Genomic DNA, 21,169 nt, shown 5'->3' on the forward strand with positions numbered 1-21,169 from the left:
AAAAAGATGAGTCTTAAAGGCCGTGATATTACGCAGGGCGGCCAGGTCACGTTTATGCGTTTCCGGATGTTCCTGCAGGTTAATAACATACTTTTCTATTATGTCTTTCTGGGCTGGCTGGGGCTTTCAGGTTTTATTATTTATATTCGCCTCAACACTCAAACCTTTCTTAATGGTCTGGTCTACTGGTGGAGTCATACATTAATACCGTTTGGTTCAATTATAAGAAAGCCGCCCGTTTACCCCGTGAGGTATTACGGGAATACTCTTTATTATACGTACGACAAAATCCTTACCGATAAGTACACCGTCTGGTGTGGCATCACACTGCGGAATGAACTCATTCTTTCCGGACTTTTTGCGTCGATAATTACGTTTATCGTGGTTATCGGTATTTTCTGGTACATCGGGCGGGTTGGTAAAAAGGCCAGCGATAATGAAATCACCGGTGGCCGTATCCTGGAAGACAACCCCAAAGTTGTTGCCCGCCTTATGCGCAGGCGGGGAACAGCTTCACATATCGTGATTGACGGCCTGCCGATAGTTAAAGACTCAGAAATACAGAATTTCGCCATGCACGGTACGGTCGGTACGGGTAAATCCACGCTGATGCGTAAGAAATTACTTCGGCTACGTGAAGCCGGTGTTCCCGTCATTATTTATGACAAAGGGAATACCTTTGTAGAGGAATTTTTCGACGAATCCATCGACACCCTTCTTAACCCGATGGACAGGCGCTGCGCCAACTGGGATATGTGGGCTGAATGCCCGACCTTGCCCGATCTGGAAGCTGTCACCGAAACGCTTATTCCTATGGGAAACAGTGGCGATCCCTTCTGGCAGGGTTCGGCCAGGACGATTTTTGCTGAAGGTGCGGAGCAGATGCGCAGTGATAAGAAGCGGACATATAACAGCTTCCTGCGCACTCTGCTGGCAATCAAGCTCGATAAACTGCGTGACTTTCTGGCCGGAACGCCTGCTTCCACGCTGGTAGATGGCAGCATTGAGAAAACGGCTATCTCGATTCGAAGCGTTCTCACCAACTATGTGAAGTCGCTGCGCTATTTGCAGGGTATCGATCGCGAAGGTAAAAAACCGTTCACTATTCGTGAATGGATGCAGGGTAACGGCGATAAAAAGCGTAGCGGGTGGCTGTTTATCACGTCCAGCCAGCGTCACCATGAATCGCTGAAGCCGCTGATCTCTATGTGGCTGGGGATTGCGTCCGGCAACCTTCTGTCACTGCATGAGAACCGCTACCGGCGTGTCTGGTTCTTCTACGACGAACTGCCTTCCCTACATAAGCTGCCTAATCTGCCCTACATCATTGCGGAGGCCCGCAAATATGGCGGCTGCTTCGTGCTGGGTTTCCAGTCCTATGCGCAGCTTGAAGAAACTTATGGCCCCAAATTTGCCGCCGCCATCTATGACTTGCTGAATACCAAATTTTTCTTCCGCTCACCCAGCGCGGCCATCGCGAAATTTGTTGAAGAAGATATCGGTCAGACCGTCCGCAAGCGTTTCTCTGAACAGACCAGCTTTGGTACGGATGAAGTGCGCGACGGTATCAGCTACGGCAAAGACGAAGAACGGGTATCGATAGTCAGCTATTCAGACGTTCAGGGACTGGAAGACCTTCAGTGCTTCGTCACGCTTCCCGGCAAATATCCCGTTGTTCGCCTCACCCTGAAATACCAGCCACTGCCTAAAGTCGCGGAAGGCATTCTGGAGCGCGACGTGAAAACGTCTCTCGACCCTGAAATTGAGCAGGAAATCAGTCAGCAGGAAAGCAGCGAACGTCAGGCTGCGAGAAAGTTGTTCATCCCTTCCGACACTCAGGTGAAAACCGATCCGGCACCGGCGGGCAACCCCGTAAGCGTGCCGCCTGCACCGGCTGTCACCGGGTCAAATCCATCTTCAACCGGCCCGTCTGGTGAAAAGCTCGCCGTGACGAATAAACCCGCCCGTGGCGGTGGCCGTGAGAACGAAATACCTCATGGCGTCAGTACGGAGGGCGAGGTCGTCGATATGGAAGCGTATGAATCCTGGCAGCAGGAGACACAGCACGGCACATGCGACGGGGTGCGCCGTGAGGAAGTGAATATCAGCCACCACCCGTCACATGAAATTGATATGGAGTTGTGATGCTTTCAGTTGCACCGATTCAGGGCGACGCCAGCTATTACGGCGGCGAAGCCAGCTTTGAGACGCTGGAAAATGCCGATGGTCACTGGCTGGGAAAAGGGGCCGCGATGTTGGAGCTTGAGGGAAAAGTGAACCCCCAGGTTTTCGATGAAATGATGCGGGGCCATCTGCCTGATGGCACGGTGATTTCCCGTCAGATTGCGGGTAATGAAACAAACCGTCCTGGCATAGATCTGACCTTTGGTGCGCCCAAGAGTCTTTCCATTCTCGCCCTGCTGGGTGGGGATTCCCGGCTTATTGATGCGCATAATGAGGCGGTCAGACTGGCAATGCTCGAAGTGGAGAAAAGTGTCAATACCCGCCTTACCCGGGACGGCATCACCACTACGGTGACAACCGGCAATATGGTTGCGGCTGTCTATACGCATGATACGAACCGTGAAGGTGAAATGCACCTCCACTCGCACGGCCTGCTGTTCAATGTTACCCACGCTGATGATGATAAATGGCACGCACTGGGAAGTGATACCCGCCAGCGCAGCGGCATTCGTGAGCACGTTTACGATCTGAAACTCGCTTACGGGCAGTTTTACCGCGAGTATTTGCGCCCGATGTTGGAAGACTGTGGTTACACGACTGTCAGAAGCGGGCCGCATGGCATGTACGAACTGGCCGAAGTGCCACGGGAGGTTATCAATGCCTTTTCTCAGCGAACCGCGCAGATTGATGATGCTGTAGGGCGGGATGCAAGTCCTCTTTCCCGCTCGATTGCTGCGCTGGATACCCGTAAAAACAAGGAGTTCGTCGAGGGGGAAGCGAGGCGTGAACAGTGGGATAAGGTGTTGTCGTACTACGACTTTGATCCGGATAAGACGATCCTGGCTGCCCGTGAACGCAGCCAGTCGCAGCCAGCAGAACGCAGCGAAACGGAAGCGGGTTATCCGGCCAGCGTGACACTCAAGGCTGAACCTGCACTGAAAGAGGCCATTACGCAGGCGCTGTCGTCTCTCAGTGATAAAAAAGCGCAGTTTGCTTACAGTGAAGTCCTGACCACCATTGTGTCACTGCTGCCAGCGGAAAAGGATATGGTGCAGCGGGCCAGGGCAGGGATAGATTCCGCTATTAGCCAGGGCCGTCTCGTTGCGCTCGATAAGGATAAAGGAATTTTTACGTCAGATATTCATTTGCTTGATGAACTGACGGTTCGCCAGTTTGCGCGGGATCATATGGATTCCGGTCGCGCGATTGTCTCCGGTGATGCCCTGCTGAACGGGACGCTTGCCGCCGCTACCGGGGTATGTGCTGTACTGGCTGACAGCCGCGATCCACTTGCTATTGTCTATGGCCGTGGGGGCGCAGCGGTACAGCGCGAACGAACAGAACGGCTTGCCGGACTGGCGGTATCACAGGGACGACAGGTTACGGTGCTGGCCGCCGACCAGAAAAGTGAAACCTTTCTGGGTGACAGTGAAGCGTTGTCCGGTCTGATTGCCGGACGTGGCGCACTCAAAGCAGACCTGCCGCTGACCGCCCATACCACCGTGATTGTCGTGGAGGCCGAAACGCTGGGGCTGAAGGAAAGTGTATTCCTGATGGAAAAAGCGCGGGAAAGCGGTGCACAGATCCTGCTTATGGATAGCGGTAAACGGCAGGGGACAGGCAGTGTCCTATCGGTTCTTCAGGAGGAAGGTGCCGCCCACTATCGTTTCAATGACGCGCCCGTGCCGGTGGCACAGCTTACGTCTGAAGCGGCTAAAAAAGTTCGCTACAGCCATCTTGCCGCAGAGTATGCCCGTGATATTACCGCCGGACATAGCGTCGTTGCGCAGGTTGCCGGTGAGCGTGAGCAACAGGTACTGACGGGGTACATTCGTGATGCACTACGTGAGCAGGGGCGTATCACCGGCGATGATATCCGGATTGAAACATTGTCACCGGTCTGGCTCTACGGTAAGAACCGGAAAAGCCGCAATACCTACCGCGAAGGGATGGTGATGGAGCGCTGGAATGCGGACGAAAAGAACATGGAGCGCTGGCGTATTGATCGTGTCGGTGCTGAAACTAACGTTCTCCGCCTTGTGAATGAGACCGGGGAGCAGCAGCATCAGAAAATCAGCCAGATTGATGCCTCATGGAGCCTCTTTAAGCCCCGGACGCTGGAGATGGCCCCCGGCGATCAGCTGCGGGTTATCGGACGTGAGGCAAAGGGACAGCTGAAGGCGCAGGATGTGGTCAGCGTAGTCAGCGCAGGTGATGGCGTGCTTGTTCTGGAAAAAGACGGGAAAGTGATCCAGACCGATACCACGCGCGCCCTTAAGCTCGAACACCGTTATGTTGAATCTCCGGGTAAATCGATCGCGCCTGAAGGAAAGGTGCTGGCCGCGCTCAGCGGGCGTGAGATGCGCGATGATATGTTCAATGCCCTGACCCGCAGCGGCAGTGACATCAGGATATTTACCGCTATGGATGCTGAACGGGGCGAGGCAAAACTTGCCCGCAGCCCTGCTGTGCGGGTGATAAGCGCTCAGGTGGAAGCGGCCACCGGCGCGAAAGGGGTTGATGCCGCACTCGATGCCGCAAGAGATCTGCCACGAACTCCGGCGGCTCAGGTCGTGTATCTGGCTCTCAATCAGGTGCAGCATAAAAAAACAGCGTTCCTGGCCCCGGAACTGCTCAGTGCCGCGCTCAGTATTAATTCAGCGGTCAGCATTCCGGCTATCCAGTCTGAGATTAACCGCCAGGTAAAGGACGGTGAGCTTATCCGGCTGGAGGCCGGACTGATGCTGCCAAAATCCACCTTTGAAATGGAAAAGGCCATTCTGCGCCATATCGCTGAAGGGAAAGGCAGCATCACGCCGCTGATGGCGTCGGTGCCTGAACAGCATCTTACGGGGCTGACGGCAGGGCAGCAGGCCGCCACGCGCATGGTGCTCGAAAGCGGCGACCGCTTTACGGCAGTGCAGGGCTATGCCGGTGTGGGTAAAACCACGCAGTTTAAAGCCATGCTGGCGGCAATGGATACCTTGCCGGAAGACCTGCGACCGGAGGTGGTGGGGCTGGCTCCGACTCACCGTGCCGTAGAGGAAATGAAAAGCGTAGGCGTCCGGGCGCAGACGCTGGAATCCTTTATCTGGGAAGACAGACAGGCCCGGATGAACGGTGAGAAACCGGACTACAGCAATACCCTGTTCCTGATTGATGAGGCGTCAATGATTGGCAACCGGGCGATGAGTGAGGCTTACCAGGCCATCACCACCGGCAGCGGGCGGGCTATTACCAGCGGGGATGATGCTCAGTTGCGGGCCATTGAGCCGGGGCAGCCGTTCCGGCTGATGCAGCAGCGCAGCGCCGTTGATACCGCCATTATGAAGGAGATTGTGCGCCAGACGCCGGAACTTCGGGAAGTGGTGTATGCCATGATTGAAGGACAACATGCACTCGCACTGGAGAAGGCTGAAGGCGTATCGCCGGATGTGGTGCCGAGGGAAGGCGGGGCATTTATGCCAGCGTCTTCTGTTGAGCAGGTCAGCCCGGATAAAGAACAGGCGAAAGCGTTACGTGAAGCCGGGATGCCCGCCAGCGTGACGGAGGCGATAGCAGCTGACTTTGCAGGGCGGACATCTGAGGCTCGTGATAACACGCTGACGGTGGCGCATCTCAATGCAGACAGGCAGAAAATAAACAGCCTGATTCACGATAATCTGAACGGAGCGGGAGTAACCAGAAACGAGCATGAGATTACCATTCTTGACCCGGTTCGCGTCCGTCACAATGAGCTTCGTAGTCTGACGGGATGGGCTGCTCTGACGGGAAAAGTTGCACTGATTAACCGGGAATACTGGACGGTCGGCAGCACTGACCGGCAAAGCGGGCTGGTGACGCTTACCGGGCATGACGGGTGGGAGAAAATCCTGTCACCGTTCGAGAACAGTACCGAGGATGCACAGATTTATCAGCCCAGGGTTATCAGCGTCAGTGAGGGCGACAGAATGCGGTTTACCCGTTCTGATGCCGAGCGCGGTTATACCGGAAACAGCTTCTGGAACGTGGAGCAGATCGATGGACAGAGCATGACGCTTCGCAGCCAGGATGGTCAGCTTACCCGCCGCCTTGACCTGAATGACCCGGCAGACAGGCATACTGATCTGGGGTATGCCGTCACAGCCTACGGTGCACAGGGGGCCAGTGCCCGCTTTGTCATTACGCTTGAAGGGACTGAAGGAGGGCGAAAACGAATGGCAACAAAGGAAAGTGGTTACGTTACGTTGTCCCGTACAAAAGAGCATGTTCAGGTTTACACCGATGACAGAGCCGGATGGCTGGCTGAACTGAGTAAAAATAAGGGGGATCGTACCGCGCATGATTATCTGATGGCGGGCGAGGATCGGGCGGGCAGGACGGCAGAGGGGATTCTGTCCTGTGCCTCCCCCCTTGCCGATGTTGCCGCAGGCCGGGCATTGCTGAAGAACTACGGGCTGGCTGAAGGTGAGTCTCAGGGCCTGTTTGTGCCGGGCGTCAGGCGGCATCCGCAGCCGGGGCTGGCGTTCGCGCTGTGGGACAGCAACGGCAACCGTTCAGGCGTGTTGATTCTGACGATAAATGCGGATGAGCGTAACGGCGTGTCCTTACCCGGAGATTTTCGGGTTATTGGCAGCAGCGATGCTAAGTTTGCGGGGATTCAACACAGCAGGAACGGGGAAAACCGCATAGCGGAGAGCCTGCCTGAAGGGTTGCAGCTTGCGCAACAGTATCCCGACAGCGGCGTGATCGTCAGAATAGATGGCGACGGATTACCGCTCAATATCAGCCGCATCAATGGCGCTGAGCAGGTAGTCGATGACAGCCTGACCGCGCAGTTTGCCCGCAATGTGGCCGAGAAACCGGAAGACCCCCTGCCCTTCATTCCTGAGCCGAAGGAGAGCGCTGATGAGGAGGCTGAACGGCTTGCCCGCGAAGCCCTGGAAAAACAGGGTAAAGGTGAGAAGGATATTCGCCCGGAAGAGGCACTCGCCGCCATCAGCGAGTCAGATGATATCCAGGGAGGACTGCTGGCCGGTAAGCTCAAAGAGGAGGAATACCCGCTTACCGTACGGGATATTGCTGAGGTGCCGGGAGACAATACACCAGGGAAAGAGCCGGAAGCAGAGGATAAGCCCGCTCAGGTGTTGACTCTGAAGCAGATCGAGCGAGACATCGTGAAAGAAAAATCTTTCGAGAATTGACGCCGGTTGTATGCCTTTTCAGTCAGTAGCTTGTAACACAAAGCACTTCCTCATCAGGATGCTGCTTTGCGCGAGGATGATAATGCTCGGGTAACGGGAGCACGCCTTAAATATCACGGGTGAGCGTATCTCCACGGTTTGATCGCCTCGTCACTATCACTAAACGCGCAATTCAATTCTGCTTTTGTGTTTATCACTACGCCGGTCATCGCTGACTCCCTGGGCTTCCTGTAATAACTACGATATTTCTGCAGTGAAAGGATAAAGGCCAGTCAGCCCATTTTTCAGCGTTTCAACAATTAAGTGAAGCAGAATATCAAGCTATTGCTGCTGCCCATGGCAAGTGTCGCGCAGCATATGCTGAGGCTGTTATCGTTTCTTAACATGTAGTTGTTCAGGAAAACATATTCTGGTCTGAACCTGCTGGGTACCCGCGAATCCGCTTGACAAGCCAGCCTGCCGCTCATTGGTTGACCGGTTCCTCTCGTCCAGGATTGAAAATCCTGCCCGCTCACGACCTCCGAGACCCGAGTGAGAATAAAAATGTGCCGCTGTTGCTGAACGGCCTGCCTGCAGTGTATGCCCGCGCTGCTCCCGACGTAAGCGTGGGCTCTGCTCCTGAAAGACAATGGCATTCAGTCTAATTATTCTTACACAGCCCGATAAACTTTATTAATAACCTGATTCTGAGGGTCTGTACAATTGCACAAAGCAGGCCTGATTTATGTCAGTAAGAATAAATACCTTATAGCCGGTAACACAGACTATTGAAACTAGGATCCAGACAAATAGTCTCTGACGGAAATCCTAGCCAGAAAAGACACTGTAAGCAACAGCGATACCAATAAGTGTTATCCCCCCCGCATCTACGATATACAAAAATCTTCTGTGCTAAAGTTTACCCGATTTCCAGACTGGCAAATCAGGCATTTTCCTTAAGGAAAGGATTAAAGTCATCGGTCCTGTTACAAGTTGAGATTAAGAGACGATTCAACGGCAATGCTCCAGCTATTTACAGCGCAATATAATGGAAAAACGCTTCTTGATCGCGGCCAGTATTGCTACTGGCTGGGTCGAACGCCTACCCAAAACATAAGAATCTATATCAGATCGCAGGGTACCTGAAAAATGCAGACCGATACAAATTTTGCCCATGACTTGACAAGGCTTTTAAAAGAAGAGTAAGTATGACATGCATTAAATTAGTTAACTCGGTGTGGTGATTATATCCACGATGTAAGAGTAATTTTTTATCTGAGGGATCTGGGAAAGAAATGCGCGGACGGCAATATAAGTCTTAAGCTAAGGATTCAAAAACGTTGTAAATTTTTTAAAGTCAAGATCAATCTTTCCTGAATTAGGTCCGTATTTTCTGAACACCAGGAATATGACTATCTCGTACATTACAAGTGAACAGGTTGCAGAGTCAAACATACAGGTTTTGTTATGAGAAAAAATATTTACTCATCACTTACAAAGTATTTACGCTCTGCAATAAAATCCGCATCAGCTTTTCTTTTGAAAGCTCAGAAAAAACAGTAACACTGACTCTAATTTATTTAAAATTGCGAACCTCACCTCTATATTGTTCGCCTATCATAGTATGAAAAAAACATCGACAAATCCCATTGTATTAATAATGTCTTACATTATGTATTCATTTACGAATTGTAAATTACATCAATGCAATTATTTTCACTAAGCCACTGGGTGCAATAGCACAAGGTTGCAGATAAAACCTGCGCTATAAATAATCAGTTTCATAGGCAGCAGGGTATGAGTTTATGGGATAAAGAGTGTTTTCGTGATATTTGTTATCACCAGCATTTGGATGTCAAATATATTAAGCCTTATTAAATTTAATCTGCAACCCTGAGCCTTTTTTAATTGACGCGTTTGAGTTTGTTCTGAGAGGTTGATTGGTGCGCTGTATTGTTGTTATTTTTGTAAGCTATTGTCTTAATGTTTATTTAAATTGCATCTCAACCGTTAATCACTTTTTTTAATGAGTTAAAAATGCTTAATGCAGTGGTTTTATCATTGGGTGTAGCATTATATTGCACAGGAATCTTAATTTTTAAGTTCTTAGGAAAAGTCACTGAATGAACATGAGCGGAGTGGAAAAATGAAGACCTAATTTAAGAATGGCGTTATGAGCGTGTCTATTACATCTCACTGAGTAACCTAAATGGTTATGGATTTACCATGAGTCTATAAAATAAGCCGTGCTAGATATATGACGTGCATACAAAGTCACTGAATTATCATTAATATAATTGACAGGTAGAAAATAAATGAATAGTGAATTTGATGATTTTGAGCGCCTGATTGGCAAGTTCAAAGGCGATGGGCCATATCTGCATGATGGGGAGCGGGTGATGCTTGATGCTGCATCCGGGACTTTTAACCTCCCCTTTGGTTATACTCATACACGGCTTGCAAATAAGATTAAACAGCAAATTGATCGCTGTACTCATCTGAGCTCTGCTTTTACGAAGCCAATTTCTGAGCAAATTCTAATTCGACTCAAACCATATTTGCCCGAAGGAATTGATTCTCTTTGGCTAAGAGATGTTTCAGGCTCCGGTGCTGTTGAGGGAGCGATTCGGATGGCGCAAAAGTATACCGGCCGATCTGGTGTAATCTCTTTGTTTAAGTCACATCATGGTCAGTCTTTGGCCACCGCGAGGATATCCGGTAATGCATTTCGCCTTCATCACTTTACATCAAATATTGATGGCTCATTCAAGATCCCTTTACCTGACAGCGAACTCGCAGGAAAGCAAAACGCTAAATCATTTCAGTTGGACCATTTTTCTCAGTTAGAGGATTTTATTCATTTTGGTTCAAGTGGCAATATCGCTTGTTTTATTGTTGAGCCAATTCTTGGTAATGGCGGCAATATCGTTCTTCCTGTTACGTTTTACCGTCAACTACGAGAAATCTGCAATAAATACAACATAATATTGATTGCAGATGAAGTACAAACCGGTTTTGGACGTACTGGCACCTTTTTCGCTACAACAGGCTATGCCAGTGAGCTTAAGCCAGACATCATCGTTTTTGCCAAAGGTGCAGGCGGTATCGGGATTCCTACTGGCGGCATTCTGATGAATCGTAAACTCGATGTGCTCGAAGCTTATGAACATTCCAATACATCAGGTGCAAATCCTTTGTCTTTAACCGCTCTTCACGAGACTATCGCTATCATCGAAGATGAAAAATTGCTTGAAAATGTGAAGCTTAATGAATCTTACCTTTGTAATGCCTTACTTGAATTACAGAATAAACACGAGTTGATTACAAATGTACGTGGGTTGGGCTACATGTTCGGTTTCGATACACCAAGTCCGGAAATAGCTGCGATGGCTATTGAGTTGGCAGCTGAATTTGGACTTATTATTCGGGGTTCACGTTACGGCAAAGGACGCGCTATTAAAGTACGCCCTCCACTCATCTGTGGAGCAAGTCACATCGACGAGATCGCTGACAAGCTGGATCGCACATTCAATAAACTTGCACAAAATATTAACTCTATTCAGAGGGCCATCGGATGAAAGCACTAAGATTTAACGGTGTATGGGACGTATCTTCTGTTGACGTGCCTCCTTTGCATTGTATTGATTCCGACGAAGTTATTGTTGCTATTGAGGTCTGCGGTCTATGCGGCACAGATATTGGTATCATTACTGGTGATTATCCTGTGGCTATCGCTGGTACAACTTTAGGTCATGAATCAACAGGCAGAGTAATGGATGTAGGTTCAGCAGTATCCCGATTCAAACAGGGAGATCGTGTAGTTATTAATCCTACTTACTCCTGCAGAAAATGCCGCATGTGTGAGACAGGCAATTCTAACCACTGCGAACGCAAGCAGGGAACTGAGGCTGGTGTTTCCTATAATGGCACCTTTGCAGATCAGTATCGCGCAAAGGAAGACTCCTTACTCCATCTCGATGATCATGTCAGTTTTGAGGAGGGTGCCCTTACCGAGCCTCTGAGTTGTACCATCACAGGTGTAGATAAGCTTAACATTACGCATACTAACATTCGTGCTTGTGTGATCGGTGCTGGTCCAATGGGAATGCTTTATCTATGGAGTTTACATCTACGCGGTGTCAGAGCATTTTTGGTTGAGAAAAATGAGCATCGTTACCGTTTTGCAAAAGATGTTCTGCCTGAAGGAGGACGTATCTATACAGACTTCAATAAAGCTATGCGTGAAGAGTACGGTTGTGACAATGAAAAGCTGGATCTGTGTGTTGATACTACAGGTAATCTTTCTGAAATTCTTTTTAACCGTTTAGCGGCAGGTGGAAAGCTGCTCAATGTGGCGTTGAAAAATTTTACAGCAAAGCTGGATATATTGAATATCGCGGATAAAAGTTTGTCAGTGATAGGTTCTATAGATTCGCTTAACAACAGTTTTGAGCGCGCCTATGCGATGATTCGGGATGGCAAGATCCCGGCCGGCAAGCTGATCAGCCATACCTTTAATTATGATAATTACATACAGGCTTTTGCCATGGTGGGTTGTGACATAGCAGCGAAAAAGCAGCTACCAATCACCGAGCCAAATTGTAAAGTGCTACTGCGAATACCATCCAATGAGCGGGAGAATATTATATGAATACTTTAACCGTGATTTTTGACATAGATGGTGTGGTTGTCGACAGCGAGCAGTTGCATTTTGACGTGCTAAAAGATCTCCTTCCCCAGCATACTGACGAGGTTTCAGTTCGGGATCTTATAGGTCTTAGTCTGGAAGAAACGTTATTATGCCTTGGAATTGATGTTGAACGACATGAAGAAATTGAATTCAAAATTGTCAGTGCTTATAAGGCTATGCTCGGACCTCAGTATTTGCGCCCGGGAATACGTAAGTTTATCCAGGGGCTGATTGAAAATCATGTCCCATTTGGTTTCGTTTCTACTGCTCCGCGAGAGATTTGCCTTGCAAATCTAGCTACACTGGAATTGCCGTTTAAGCAACTACTTATCAGTGGTGATGATACCGAGAGGACAAAACCTTACCCTGATCCCTATTTTGCGATGTTGCAATGTCTTGGTTCTCATCCAGATGAGACAATAGTTATCGAGGATACAGATCTTGGTATTGAAGCAGCTACCGGAGCTGGTATCAAACATGTCTATGGTTGGCCACATGCCCTTTCGGACAAAGAAAGCTATGCCAGCGCCTTTAAAGTAATTCATTCATTAGATGAGATATATGCACTCAATGCAATATTGAATTCGAATCTGAATTAAACGCAAAAGTCCTTTGGCCTCTTTTAAAAGCTTGGATACATAGGGTTGAGACAACTGCATGCCGTATTCATTTCCGCACGCTATTACCTCGTGCGGACTTTTTTTATAGCTGATTTTATTCTGAGAACCAGGGTGCTATTAAATCCATGTGCAAAGTTAAGAATGATAGTAGATAATCTGATCTACAATTCATTGGATAATACATCCAATGTCAGTAATAGCTTCATCAGTTACGTGAGAACATTGCCATAAAGCAGCGTTTTTCCGGCGAACAGATCACCAGTACTTTCTACGAAGCAGAAGCTGGGCTTTTCGAGCGCAAGCTATGCTGAGTAACCAATTGCGAGCCCACGTTTAAGGCCTGGCGCAAGAAGTATAGCGTCATGGAGATGCCTGGGATTAAGCGCCTGATGTCATTTTAACAAGGGAACGACAGAATCAGGATTTTTCTTGCTAAAGCTATGCTGGATTAGAAGATTTTTAAGGTAGATCTTGAGCATAATTACTGAAATCAAATGTGTGAAGCCGTGGCGTCGATGCGTGTTACGATCGGTATGTCGAAACGTCGCTCCTGCATGCTCACAGATTTGACACTGCTTACTTGGCGCCGGGAGGCACAGCATCTTGCTGCTGATGCGCATTTATCATCTTATTCCGCTAAGCCTGGGCGCAGACGTCGTCGTAAGAAACTAACTACTGAGCGGCTTCCGCTTCTGCGCCAGTGTAAGCCGGATTGATGGTCTGATCTGCTTAGATGATTGAACGGATGAGCACCTGATGATCAGCGTCGCTTTCAGAATTCAGAGGCTCTGGAATCGCAAAATATGGACAACATTGTGCAGAGTCAGCGAGCATACGGCTTATCCAGCATGGCGAGCCAACATAGATTGAATTAATCGATGGCTTTAATAGATGCTTACGTGATAAATATCTGAACGAGCTTAAGTCCGGCGATATATATCACATCAGTTAAGTCACTAATGACTGGCAGAAATATTATAGCGAATTTCGTCCACATTCAGCACCGAATCAGCAGACGCCATCAGAGTTAGAAACAAGATGGCGAAGCGAAAAGTATAAAAAAGATCATTATTACTAACAGTTGTATAAAAAACTGGAATAGGTAAGAGATGTACCCGGAAAGACGTATTATAAAATCCAGCACGAGTGGAATATACTGATGCATATGAATCAGTAGCCTGATCGGTGGAAAAGATTAGGTGAGTAACACGAGGCACTATAAATATAATTTTTTTGAACAACCTATAGCACATAATTGGTAGTGAGTCTAGTTCTGATAAATTTTCTGTCCTGGCAGCAATCAATATAATTCAATTTATAATAGTGTGGACTAAGACTTTTACCATGTTTCGTTACGGGTCATAGCTTCTGTACGATATTAAATATTTTAAGTCTTAATGTGAGAGTCGGATAAGCCAGTTTAATAAAATTAGAGGGTTGTCAGATGCGAATCAGATTCACAGTGTTTGTTGTTATATTTTTTTGCTTCCCTGGTGTTTGAAACTTTAAGTGCCGATAACGAAATTTTTATTTTCCTGAAGTGGGATTATAAAGTGTGGTAATATTATCCGCTTCTTTTACAAGCTGTTCACGGTTATTATCCGATGGATCCATTTGTTCATTTCGGTCTGTAAACTTATAGTTAATGTCAATGTTTTTAGGTTGCTCGGATGTTTGCCCAACAAAATGAGTATAGCTAATGCATGCAACGGCAGATAAAACCAACGAAAAAGCGAGACCTTTATATCCGGGCCATAAAGCTTTTAACAAACTAAGCAATTTCAGGTTGAGAGTAGTCCAACTGGTTTCAGCACTGCGACTTTGATTTTTTATGAGAGAGTCATCGTTATCAGATACTTCAATCGCATTGATTATCATATACCCATTTCTGGGGATAGTGATAATTATCTGACGGTTTAAAGGAAATCTGCTAAAAGTTTTACGTATGATATGCATAGTTTGTCTGACAGCATTATCGGAAACAACGATCCCTTTTGAACGCCATACTCTTTGCATGATCTCTTCTTTTGTCACGATGATATCACTCTTTTCTAATAACAACGTCAGACACTCTTTAGCATGTTCTCCCAAATAGCATTCATTATGGAGATCAAATAATTTACCTGACGCATAGTTGAAGTAGACTTGGTTGTCTATGAGATACATGTTGCCCCCCTATTATATATAGCTAGGAAATATAGTCTGTAGCAGGATAAACTCAATAGGTTGTCAGGCAATAAGTAAAATAATAACCTTTTATTAATTATTCTTTAATAATTAATGCTTGTCAAACATGCTATCACATTTAAAATTCTTAGTAAACAGAAGGTTAGAGCGACTAGAGGTTAACTTTTCTAAATGCGAAAATTTTATCATTTTGTAATGATTTTGATGAAAAAACCCAGAATTGAAGCTTTTCAGAACTTGTAACTTTATCAATAATCAAGAAAAACATATTGATTAAGTATTAAAATGATGCAAATTCAGAAAAAAAAGGTTTCTCGTAATTAGGGTTTCTGGGATGATGTTGAACCAATTTAAAGTCCAAATCATTAATTTTAAAAATATATGAATCCTTCAGAGTTAGAAAGAATTATCTTGCTTATGGAACACAATAAGTTTGAATGTTTTTTAATGTCTAGAGCATTGGCAATAACCGTCACAAAATATACATTTTTTGTTATTTATTCTCTCGACGTTTATTATAATTCTTATCCCATGTATATTATGATCTCGCATGAGGTTGACTGTTGGTTATTCAGTAGATCTGCTGCAGGGCAGGTCTGTACCTAGACTGATTTTACCTCAAATTTCTTAAATACCTTGAGAATGGCATTAATCCTGTATAACCCACTGTTACAAGTAGTAAAAAAGATCCTGGCTTAAAGGGCAAAACTATAGGCCAAAACTGCAAGAGTTTTGCTTAGAAAAATAAAAATCTGAGTGCTGAGCACTGACTTTGTGTGGAGGAAGCTACTATGTCGTTTAAGCCTAAAACCCTGGAAGAACTAACAGGAAAGTCAAACTTCACAACTCTTATTGGCCATATGCACACAGGAAAATATTCCACTGGGCATATAGATTCCCATGCTACTTCCATAATTCCACCAGAAGCATTTTCTAGAATATTTTGTAGCAGGAAAGAGATTACAAGTTATTGCCATTTAATAAGCACGTGCGCGCCAAAAGTTCTACCCTGCGTATTACGATTTGTGCTCAGGCAACACAACTATCCATGCGAGGCAATCACATTAAGAAGCAGGGGAAAGGCGTTTTTAGTCACTGACATAGGCAGCGAAGTTTCTGATACGGTTCGTATGATCTCAGAATGCCTGAATGGGTCCAGAACTGAGCAAGTGCGCGTAATTCTGTGTTTTACTCAAGATAAAGTAGACATTGAAACGATTGATAATTCACATGACCGTTTCGTTATCCAGGTCACTGGAAAGACAGCATGGTTTTCAATGCACCAATTTTCGCACGATGCAGGCAAACCAATGCCAGCATGTGATCCTGTGAACGGATTTCCTGCAAGCGGCATTATGCTTGATGAAAACGACTATATGTTTTTGCCTGCTGGAAAAATTTTTCAGTCCGTTCCTCAGACCGAAAAATCGTTATATATCATGTTTTTATTTCATAATGAGGATATCAGTAGTGCTAATATCTTTATTAAAGAACAAAAACAGGACAATGAACCCAACATAGCTGATTGTGTTAGTAAGTTCTTCTATTGTTCAGGCAAGTGTGGCGCTACAGACGATGGAAGTGATAACGATGTGTAAATTACAGATATTTTATAAGAATGAATATCTTTACCTAAAGATACTGAAATTTCTTTTTATGGGTATGAACCTTACTAAGTCGTGGCAAGGCTTAATGAATCTATCAGCATAGGTACTATAATAATACGGAGTCGCAAAGTCGTATCCATTACAATCGGTGATCTGATGAATGTCGAACCCTTGCATGATTTAGCATACTTTCTTTCTAATGGGCCAGAAATACTGTGAGAATGAAAAAGTAAGTTATTAGTTTTTTTATAAAAAGCTTTATATAATTTACACATATCAGGTTGATAAGCGTTTAATAATGAGAATCACTATCTAAGTAATGCTTCTGTTCGCATGCCAGAATGAAGTTGTTTTTTTAGAAAAGCTTTACTGCAGAAATAAATTATTATCCTGTAAACGCTCGAAGGTAAAAAATAAATTTAAGGTATGTCTCTCGCGAAAGCCCTTACAAACTATTTTCTCATAAAGTGAGCTCCCTCTGATTGTTGCAGTTAAACGTAGTGTTATCTGTAGGCTGAACAGCTTTTTGATAATTCCAGTCATAGCTATAGTAGCCTGTTTCCAATAAATGCACTTTTAAGGATAAGCTTTGCACACTGAGCCAGCAACGCGCAATAATAAAATAAAAATTTAATATAATTTATGCGTTGAACGTGTCTAAAAATTTACAAGTCATATGATTCTCTTCGACCTCCGATTTCAGAAGTACATTTCAGTGAACGGTAGGCATGACGGACATGATTGTCAAAAAAAAGAGAGTTCGCTAAAGCTGCGTATTTACATGAACTTCAGTATCCATTTATTATGCTGTTACAACATGCTTCCATTGAACTGTAAGGAGTTAACTATAAAATACCTATAATTTGTTAGTACAGGGGGTGAATGTCGGAAATTTACTGCGTATTACTGCCTGAATTAATAGCATGCACCCTCATTTTCTCAAACCAATAAAAGTGCTTGATTGATACATCGAACAATTTCAGCGTCAATATTGTTACAACTAAAAACGCAGATATTCTCATTAGATTTAGTATAAATGGAGAAGAATGCTTTACACTTGGCGCGAGACTATGTACATACTTAAAAAAATTAAGCCACTCCTCAAATCTCTTAAAAGCATCGGTTAATTTACAGATGACATCAGAAAATAGGTTGCTGATGATTGGCTGAGTAAAGTCATTCAATTAATTTTATAATGCAAGGTCAAAAGGTCTAATTGATTAAACTTTTGTTTGATATTTGCTTAATTGAGAAGGTTGATGAAATGCAGATCAAGTAGTACATTATCAATCCGGATCTGGAACTATATGCAAATATCTGATCAGACAATATTTAACGTAATTGTACCAAGAGGAATGTATGAATTTAAGCAGAAGAACGGTCTGGATATCCTTATTTTTATTTTGTATTCTTACCTGGGCTGGACTGGTGGTTCTTTTTACAGGTTAAGACGACAAACAGGAATAAACTAAAATTTCTGAAAATTTATACTTATGAGTGGAATAATTTAAAGAAAGCTGAACCGGCACTGCATTTAAGGTTTGTCTATCCATTGGCGTTTATCAGATACATTGTTGTCAATCCTGCTGTTTCTGTTTTCTTTTACTTTGTATTTATTTCTCATTATATTTTGTGTATGAAATAACATATCAGGTTTATTTTTACTTAAGAACTACTAGCTCTGCTTTCGTTCCTGCTGAAAGTAATTATTACTGTCTTGATAAAGATGATGGCAATGGACGTATTATTCCAGTAACTCTTAAGTCTCATCATTGCCTTTTTTTGTTAAGAACTCAGCTGTCAGCGCTGCCTCGGTAGCTTAAGATAGCGTACTTACACATCATGTTAGACGTATAAAAATCTGTTTGGTCAGCAATCCATTTACATCGTTTTTCATAGAATCATATACGCTATTCAGGGTTCGCCATTAGTAAAAATGTAAAACTACTCAGAATGATTGGAGTCAGCGCTATTGAAATTCCTTTTCAGCAAAGATCCGATTATCAGATACATTTCCATAAGTTCTTCCTGAAGAGCTGGCTCTGAAATTCGGGAGTCATCATTGATAAGTGTGGTAATAATATCTGAAAAATTTGCTGAGATTTTTGAATAAATTGTCATGTCATATCCTTTAAAAAATTATGATTTATATATTAATCTAATGCAGCTTATTATAAGTCTGTAGGGGTTGAAATTAAAATTAAATGTTCATTAATCTGCTTGTAAAGGTTATTATTGTTTTTAATTATTTCCAGCTTAAGCAATAAATGCCTTATTAATCAACAATATGAGTGCATTTACTCCTGCCAGGTCATCATTTGGTTTAATTATTTTTATTGGCTTTCTCCTGAGATGGTAGTTGTTAATTTTGCGATATTAAAGGTCGTACAATTCAGTTGTACTCGGGTCATCCTAATTTGATTTGATCTACACGAAATGTTCAGGTCAGTAAACATTATCATTAAAGTTCAATTTCCGTTTAAATTCAGCCATTATCGATCGAGTATCTCATTGTACTGTAAGGTTGCTCGCTGAAGGTAGTGGCATCGTTGTAGTTGAGCGTGCCTTTTTCCTTAATGAATTACATGAGCTTCCAAGTGATCTTATTTTATATATTAAAACCCTTAAATTCTTAACTGCACGTTAAATAATTTTTCTATTCTTGATTTTTATTTCTGGGGAAGTCACTCTTAAAAGATTCCGAAATATTTATGAAGCTTATTTTTGGTGAGATGAATTATACTTATTATTTTTTATTGAGTTATTTAAAAACAATGGTTAGTTTTACACTTTCCTTGTAACTGGTTTTCCGTACCTGTTGTCTTCAATACTAATCTGTAGTGTTATGATTTTCAGGAGTTAGGGTTAGCACTCATTTATTACTTTAAAGAGTCTAGGTTCTTCTTTTTTTGAGAGTGGTTTTTAATGAGGTGCTATTCTATTCAAATATTTATCTCATTAGTAATTTAATTACTATCTGTTATCTTCACATTCCCATATTTTTAACATGATGATCTGCCTGTTTGTGTTCAGACAGAACCTCGTTAATGATAAGCTTTGCAATAACAAATTATTCAGAAAAATCTCTGATGTATAGGCTTTGGGTCAGTTTGCTAATTTAAAGGGAGTTTACTGACATAGCATCTGACATGTTGCAATTTCTGTGTAAAATATAATATTTCGTAAAAATTATGCAGAATCAATTATATTTATGTCAAATTAATGTCGTTTTAGCATCTGTAGTCTGGTTGAGGATATTATTCATTTGCTATACTGAATGACGACTTTGCTGTTGGTTGTGCTATTAATTAGGATCGGTCATGAACGATGGACATGATTTTTAAAAAAACGATATGATCGCTATTTCAGCATCTGAGAGGGATTTGAGTTGAAAACAGTATCAGTATTTATGCCAGCCTTAGGAAAAGGCATTTAATTTTAAACACTAATTTTTATAAACTATTGAAATGAAAATCATTGCTCGAATGTTGCCATTGCCTGCTTTTTCTTTAGCAATATAAGGCCACTATTGTGATGCTTTACTTTTTCTAAAACACCTATTTGTTGCAAATTTTCTTGAATTGATTTAAGTATAAGAGGTTCCAATGACACGTACTGAATGGCTGTATAAATTCCGCCGCATCCATACACTGGCTTCGCTTGATAAGCTCTATGAGCATTTGAGTTATACTGGTGAACCATCCGAAGATTTCGCGATGACGGGAGCTTATGATCACAGAAAGGCAGAGCTTTCTGCTGGAAAACTTTTTGACCGCGTACCTAAGTATGTATGGCATTATGTCGAATAGCAGTACTTCAATAGTTATGTATCGACATGATTCTGCAGCTGCCGGTAAATCACCGGCAGATTCAGTAATTTCTTAACTTTAAGTCAGCTTTTATGCCGGAGCGCGATGGATCTCATATTCACTTTGTAAATCACTTATAATCCTGTGAAGCTGGTTCGGAAAATACCTGTCACACGTAATGCCTTCAGGTCAGTAATGCATATTACTTTCTTGTTTATATGTCAGCTGGTTTAGGCCGTTGCCATACGACTATTACTTTTCTCCCGATAAGGTACCTGTCCGGGTGTTAAATAAGGCTGAATATCATATGATTAATTTCTCATTAATTCAGGACGATTTTTTACATAAACCGCCTGTATAATTTTTGCTTTTCTATCAACCGGATAGTGTCCATGAATTTCAACCTGAACATAAGATTTTACATATCAAACTGCCCTGGCATTTATTTGCACTAAGTTATCTCTCGATAATCGTCTTCCTGATAAGCTACTGAATCTTGTTCGATACCGTTGAAAAAGCTGCGAACTGCTGTGGAGGGGCCGGAAAAGGTACAAGCATCTTTTTATCAAAACCGTAAAGTCGCGCCCAGTATTTTTCAGCAAGCGACTTGTACAAAAATTCTATTTCTCATGGACCGGCCCTGAAAGCGTGTTTTGAAGAAATCTACAGTTGCAGCATTACTATCTCTTACTGATAGCTATATATTTGTGACTGCCTTAAATACTATTCTGCATTATTACGTCGGTATAGTAGTCGGTGTTTTATGTGTTTCAGATGCAGAGTCTGTCATTTTTCCTGAGCAATGCTTACGCTCAGCTTTAGGATCTGTCAGCAGACCACTGTAGAGAGTAAGTGGGACTGACCTGCACAGTATACGATTTGCACAGGTGCGGTTGCTATGGTCATACAG

8 protein-coding genes are annotated in these 21,169 nt (G+C 44.1%); 7 read left to right on the forward strand and 1 reads right to left on the reverse strand.

Translation table 11 applies throughout. The features are described from left to right. The first annotated feature begins 6 nt into the window (after positions 1–6). The 5 genes from traD (at position 7) to ACVKSX_RS13995 (ending at position 12,635) form a co-directional block, all read left to right on the forward strand. Complete coding sequence (gene traD, locus ACVKSX_RS13975; protein WP_163762615.1) at positions 7–2,145, forward strand: type IV conjugative transfer system coupling protein TraD; 2,139 nt, start codon at positions 7–9, stop codon at positions 2,143–2,145. Then, positions 2,145–7,367 carry a conjugative transfer relaxase/helicase TraI gene (traI, locus tag ACVKSX_RS13980; protein ID WP_354439143.1) on the forward strand — a complete coding sequence of 1,741 codons (5,223 nt, stop codon included), beginning with the start codon at positions 2,145–2,147 and terminating at the stop codon, positions 7,365–7,367. The genes traD and traI overlap by 1 nt, the downstream gene beginning before the upstream one ends. Positions 7,368–9,661: 2,294 nt before the next feature. Beyond that, positions 9,662–10,924: a class-III pyridoxal-phosphate-dependent aminotransferase gene (locus tag ACVKSX_RS13985; RefSeq protein ID WP_307378530.1), complete on the forward strand. Its 1,263-nt coding sequence runs from the start codon at positions 9,662–9,664 to the stop codon at positions 10,922–10,924. Beyond that, positions 10,921–11,997, forward strand: a complete 1,077-nt coding sequence (locus tag ACVKSX_RS13990) for a zinc-dependent alcohol dehydrogenase (RefSeq protein WP_307378528.1) — start codon at positions 10,921–10,923, stop codon at positions 11,995–11,997. Before ACVKSX_RS13985 ends, ACVKSX_RS13990 begins: the two co-directional genes overlap by 4 nt. Then, positions 11,994–12,635, forward strand: a complete 642-nt coding sequence (locus ACVKSX_RS13995) for an HAD family hydrolase (protein ID WP_307378525.1) — start codon at positions 11,994–11,996, stop codon at positions 12,633–12,635. Before ACVKSX_RS13990 ends, ACVKSX_RS13995 begins: the two co-directional genes overlap by 4 nt. A gap of 1,548 nt (positions 12,636–14,183) precedes the next feature. Here ACVKSX_RS13995 and ACVKSX_RS14000 read toward each other — a convergent pair. Next, positions 14,184–14,822, reverse strand: coding sequence for a winged helix-turn-helix domain-containing protein (locus ACVKSX_RS14000; RefSeq protein WP_307378521.1), 639 nt, complete (start codon positions 14,820–14,822; stop codon positions 14,184–14,186). An 812-nt stretch (positions 14,823–15,634) separates the two neighbouring features. Between ACVKSX_RS14000 and ACVKSX_RS14005 the strand changes: the two genes are divergently transcribed. Both ACVKSX_RS14005 and ACVKSX_RS14010 read left to right on the forward strand, forming a co-directional pair. Further along, positions 15,635–16,441: a hypothetical protein gene (locus ACVKSX_RS14005; RefSeq protein WP_163762620.1), complete on the forward strand. Its 807-nt coding sequence runs from the start codon at positions 15,635–15,637 to the stop codon at positions 16,439–16,441. A gap of 3,614 nt (positions 16,442–20,055) precedes the next feature. Continuing rightward, entirely contained in the window at positions 20,056–20,259 is a 204-nt protein-coding gene (locus tag ACVKSX_RS14010; RefSeq protein WP_132499809.1) for an Hha/YmoA family nucleoid-associated regulatory protein, read from the forward strand. Positions 20,260–21,169: the final 910 nt, after the last annotated feature.

The organism is Pantoea sp. PvP021, assembly GCF_054056055.1.

Coding starts and splice junctions, on each gene's coding strand:
- ACVKSX_RS13995 (WP_307378525.1), top strand. CDS start 11,994: ATGAATACTTTAACCGTGATTTTTGACATAGATGGTGTGGTTGTCGAC.
- ACVKSX_RS13990 (WP_307378528.1), top strand. CDS start 10,921: ATGAAAGCACTAAGATTTAACGGTGTATGGGACGTATCTTCTGTTGAC.
- traD (WP_163762615.1), top strand. CDS start 7: ATGAGTCTTAAAGGCCGTGATATTACGCAGGGCGGCCAGGTCACGTTT.
- ACVKSX_RS13985 (WP_307378530.1), top strand. CDS start 9,662: ATGAATAGTGAATTTGATGATTTTGAGCGCCTGATTGGCAAGTTCAAA.
- ACVKSX_RS14005 (WP_163762620.1), top strand. CDS start 15,635: ATGTCGTTTAAGCCTAAAACCCTGGAAGAACTAACAGGAAAGTCAAAC.
- traI (WP_354439143.1), top strand. CDS start 2,145: ATGCTTTCAGTTGCACCGATTCAGGGCGACGCCAGCTATTACGGCGGC.
- ACVKSX_RS14010 (WP_132499809.1), top strand. CDS start 20,056: ATGACACGTACTGAATGGCTGTATAAATTCCGCCGCATCCATACACTG.
- ACVKSX_RS14000 (WP_307378521.1), bottom strand. CDS start 14,822: ATGTATCTCATAGACAACCAAGTCTACTTCAACTATGCGTCAGGTAAA.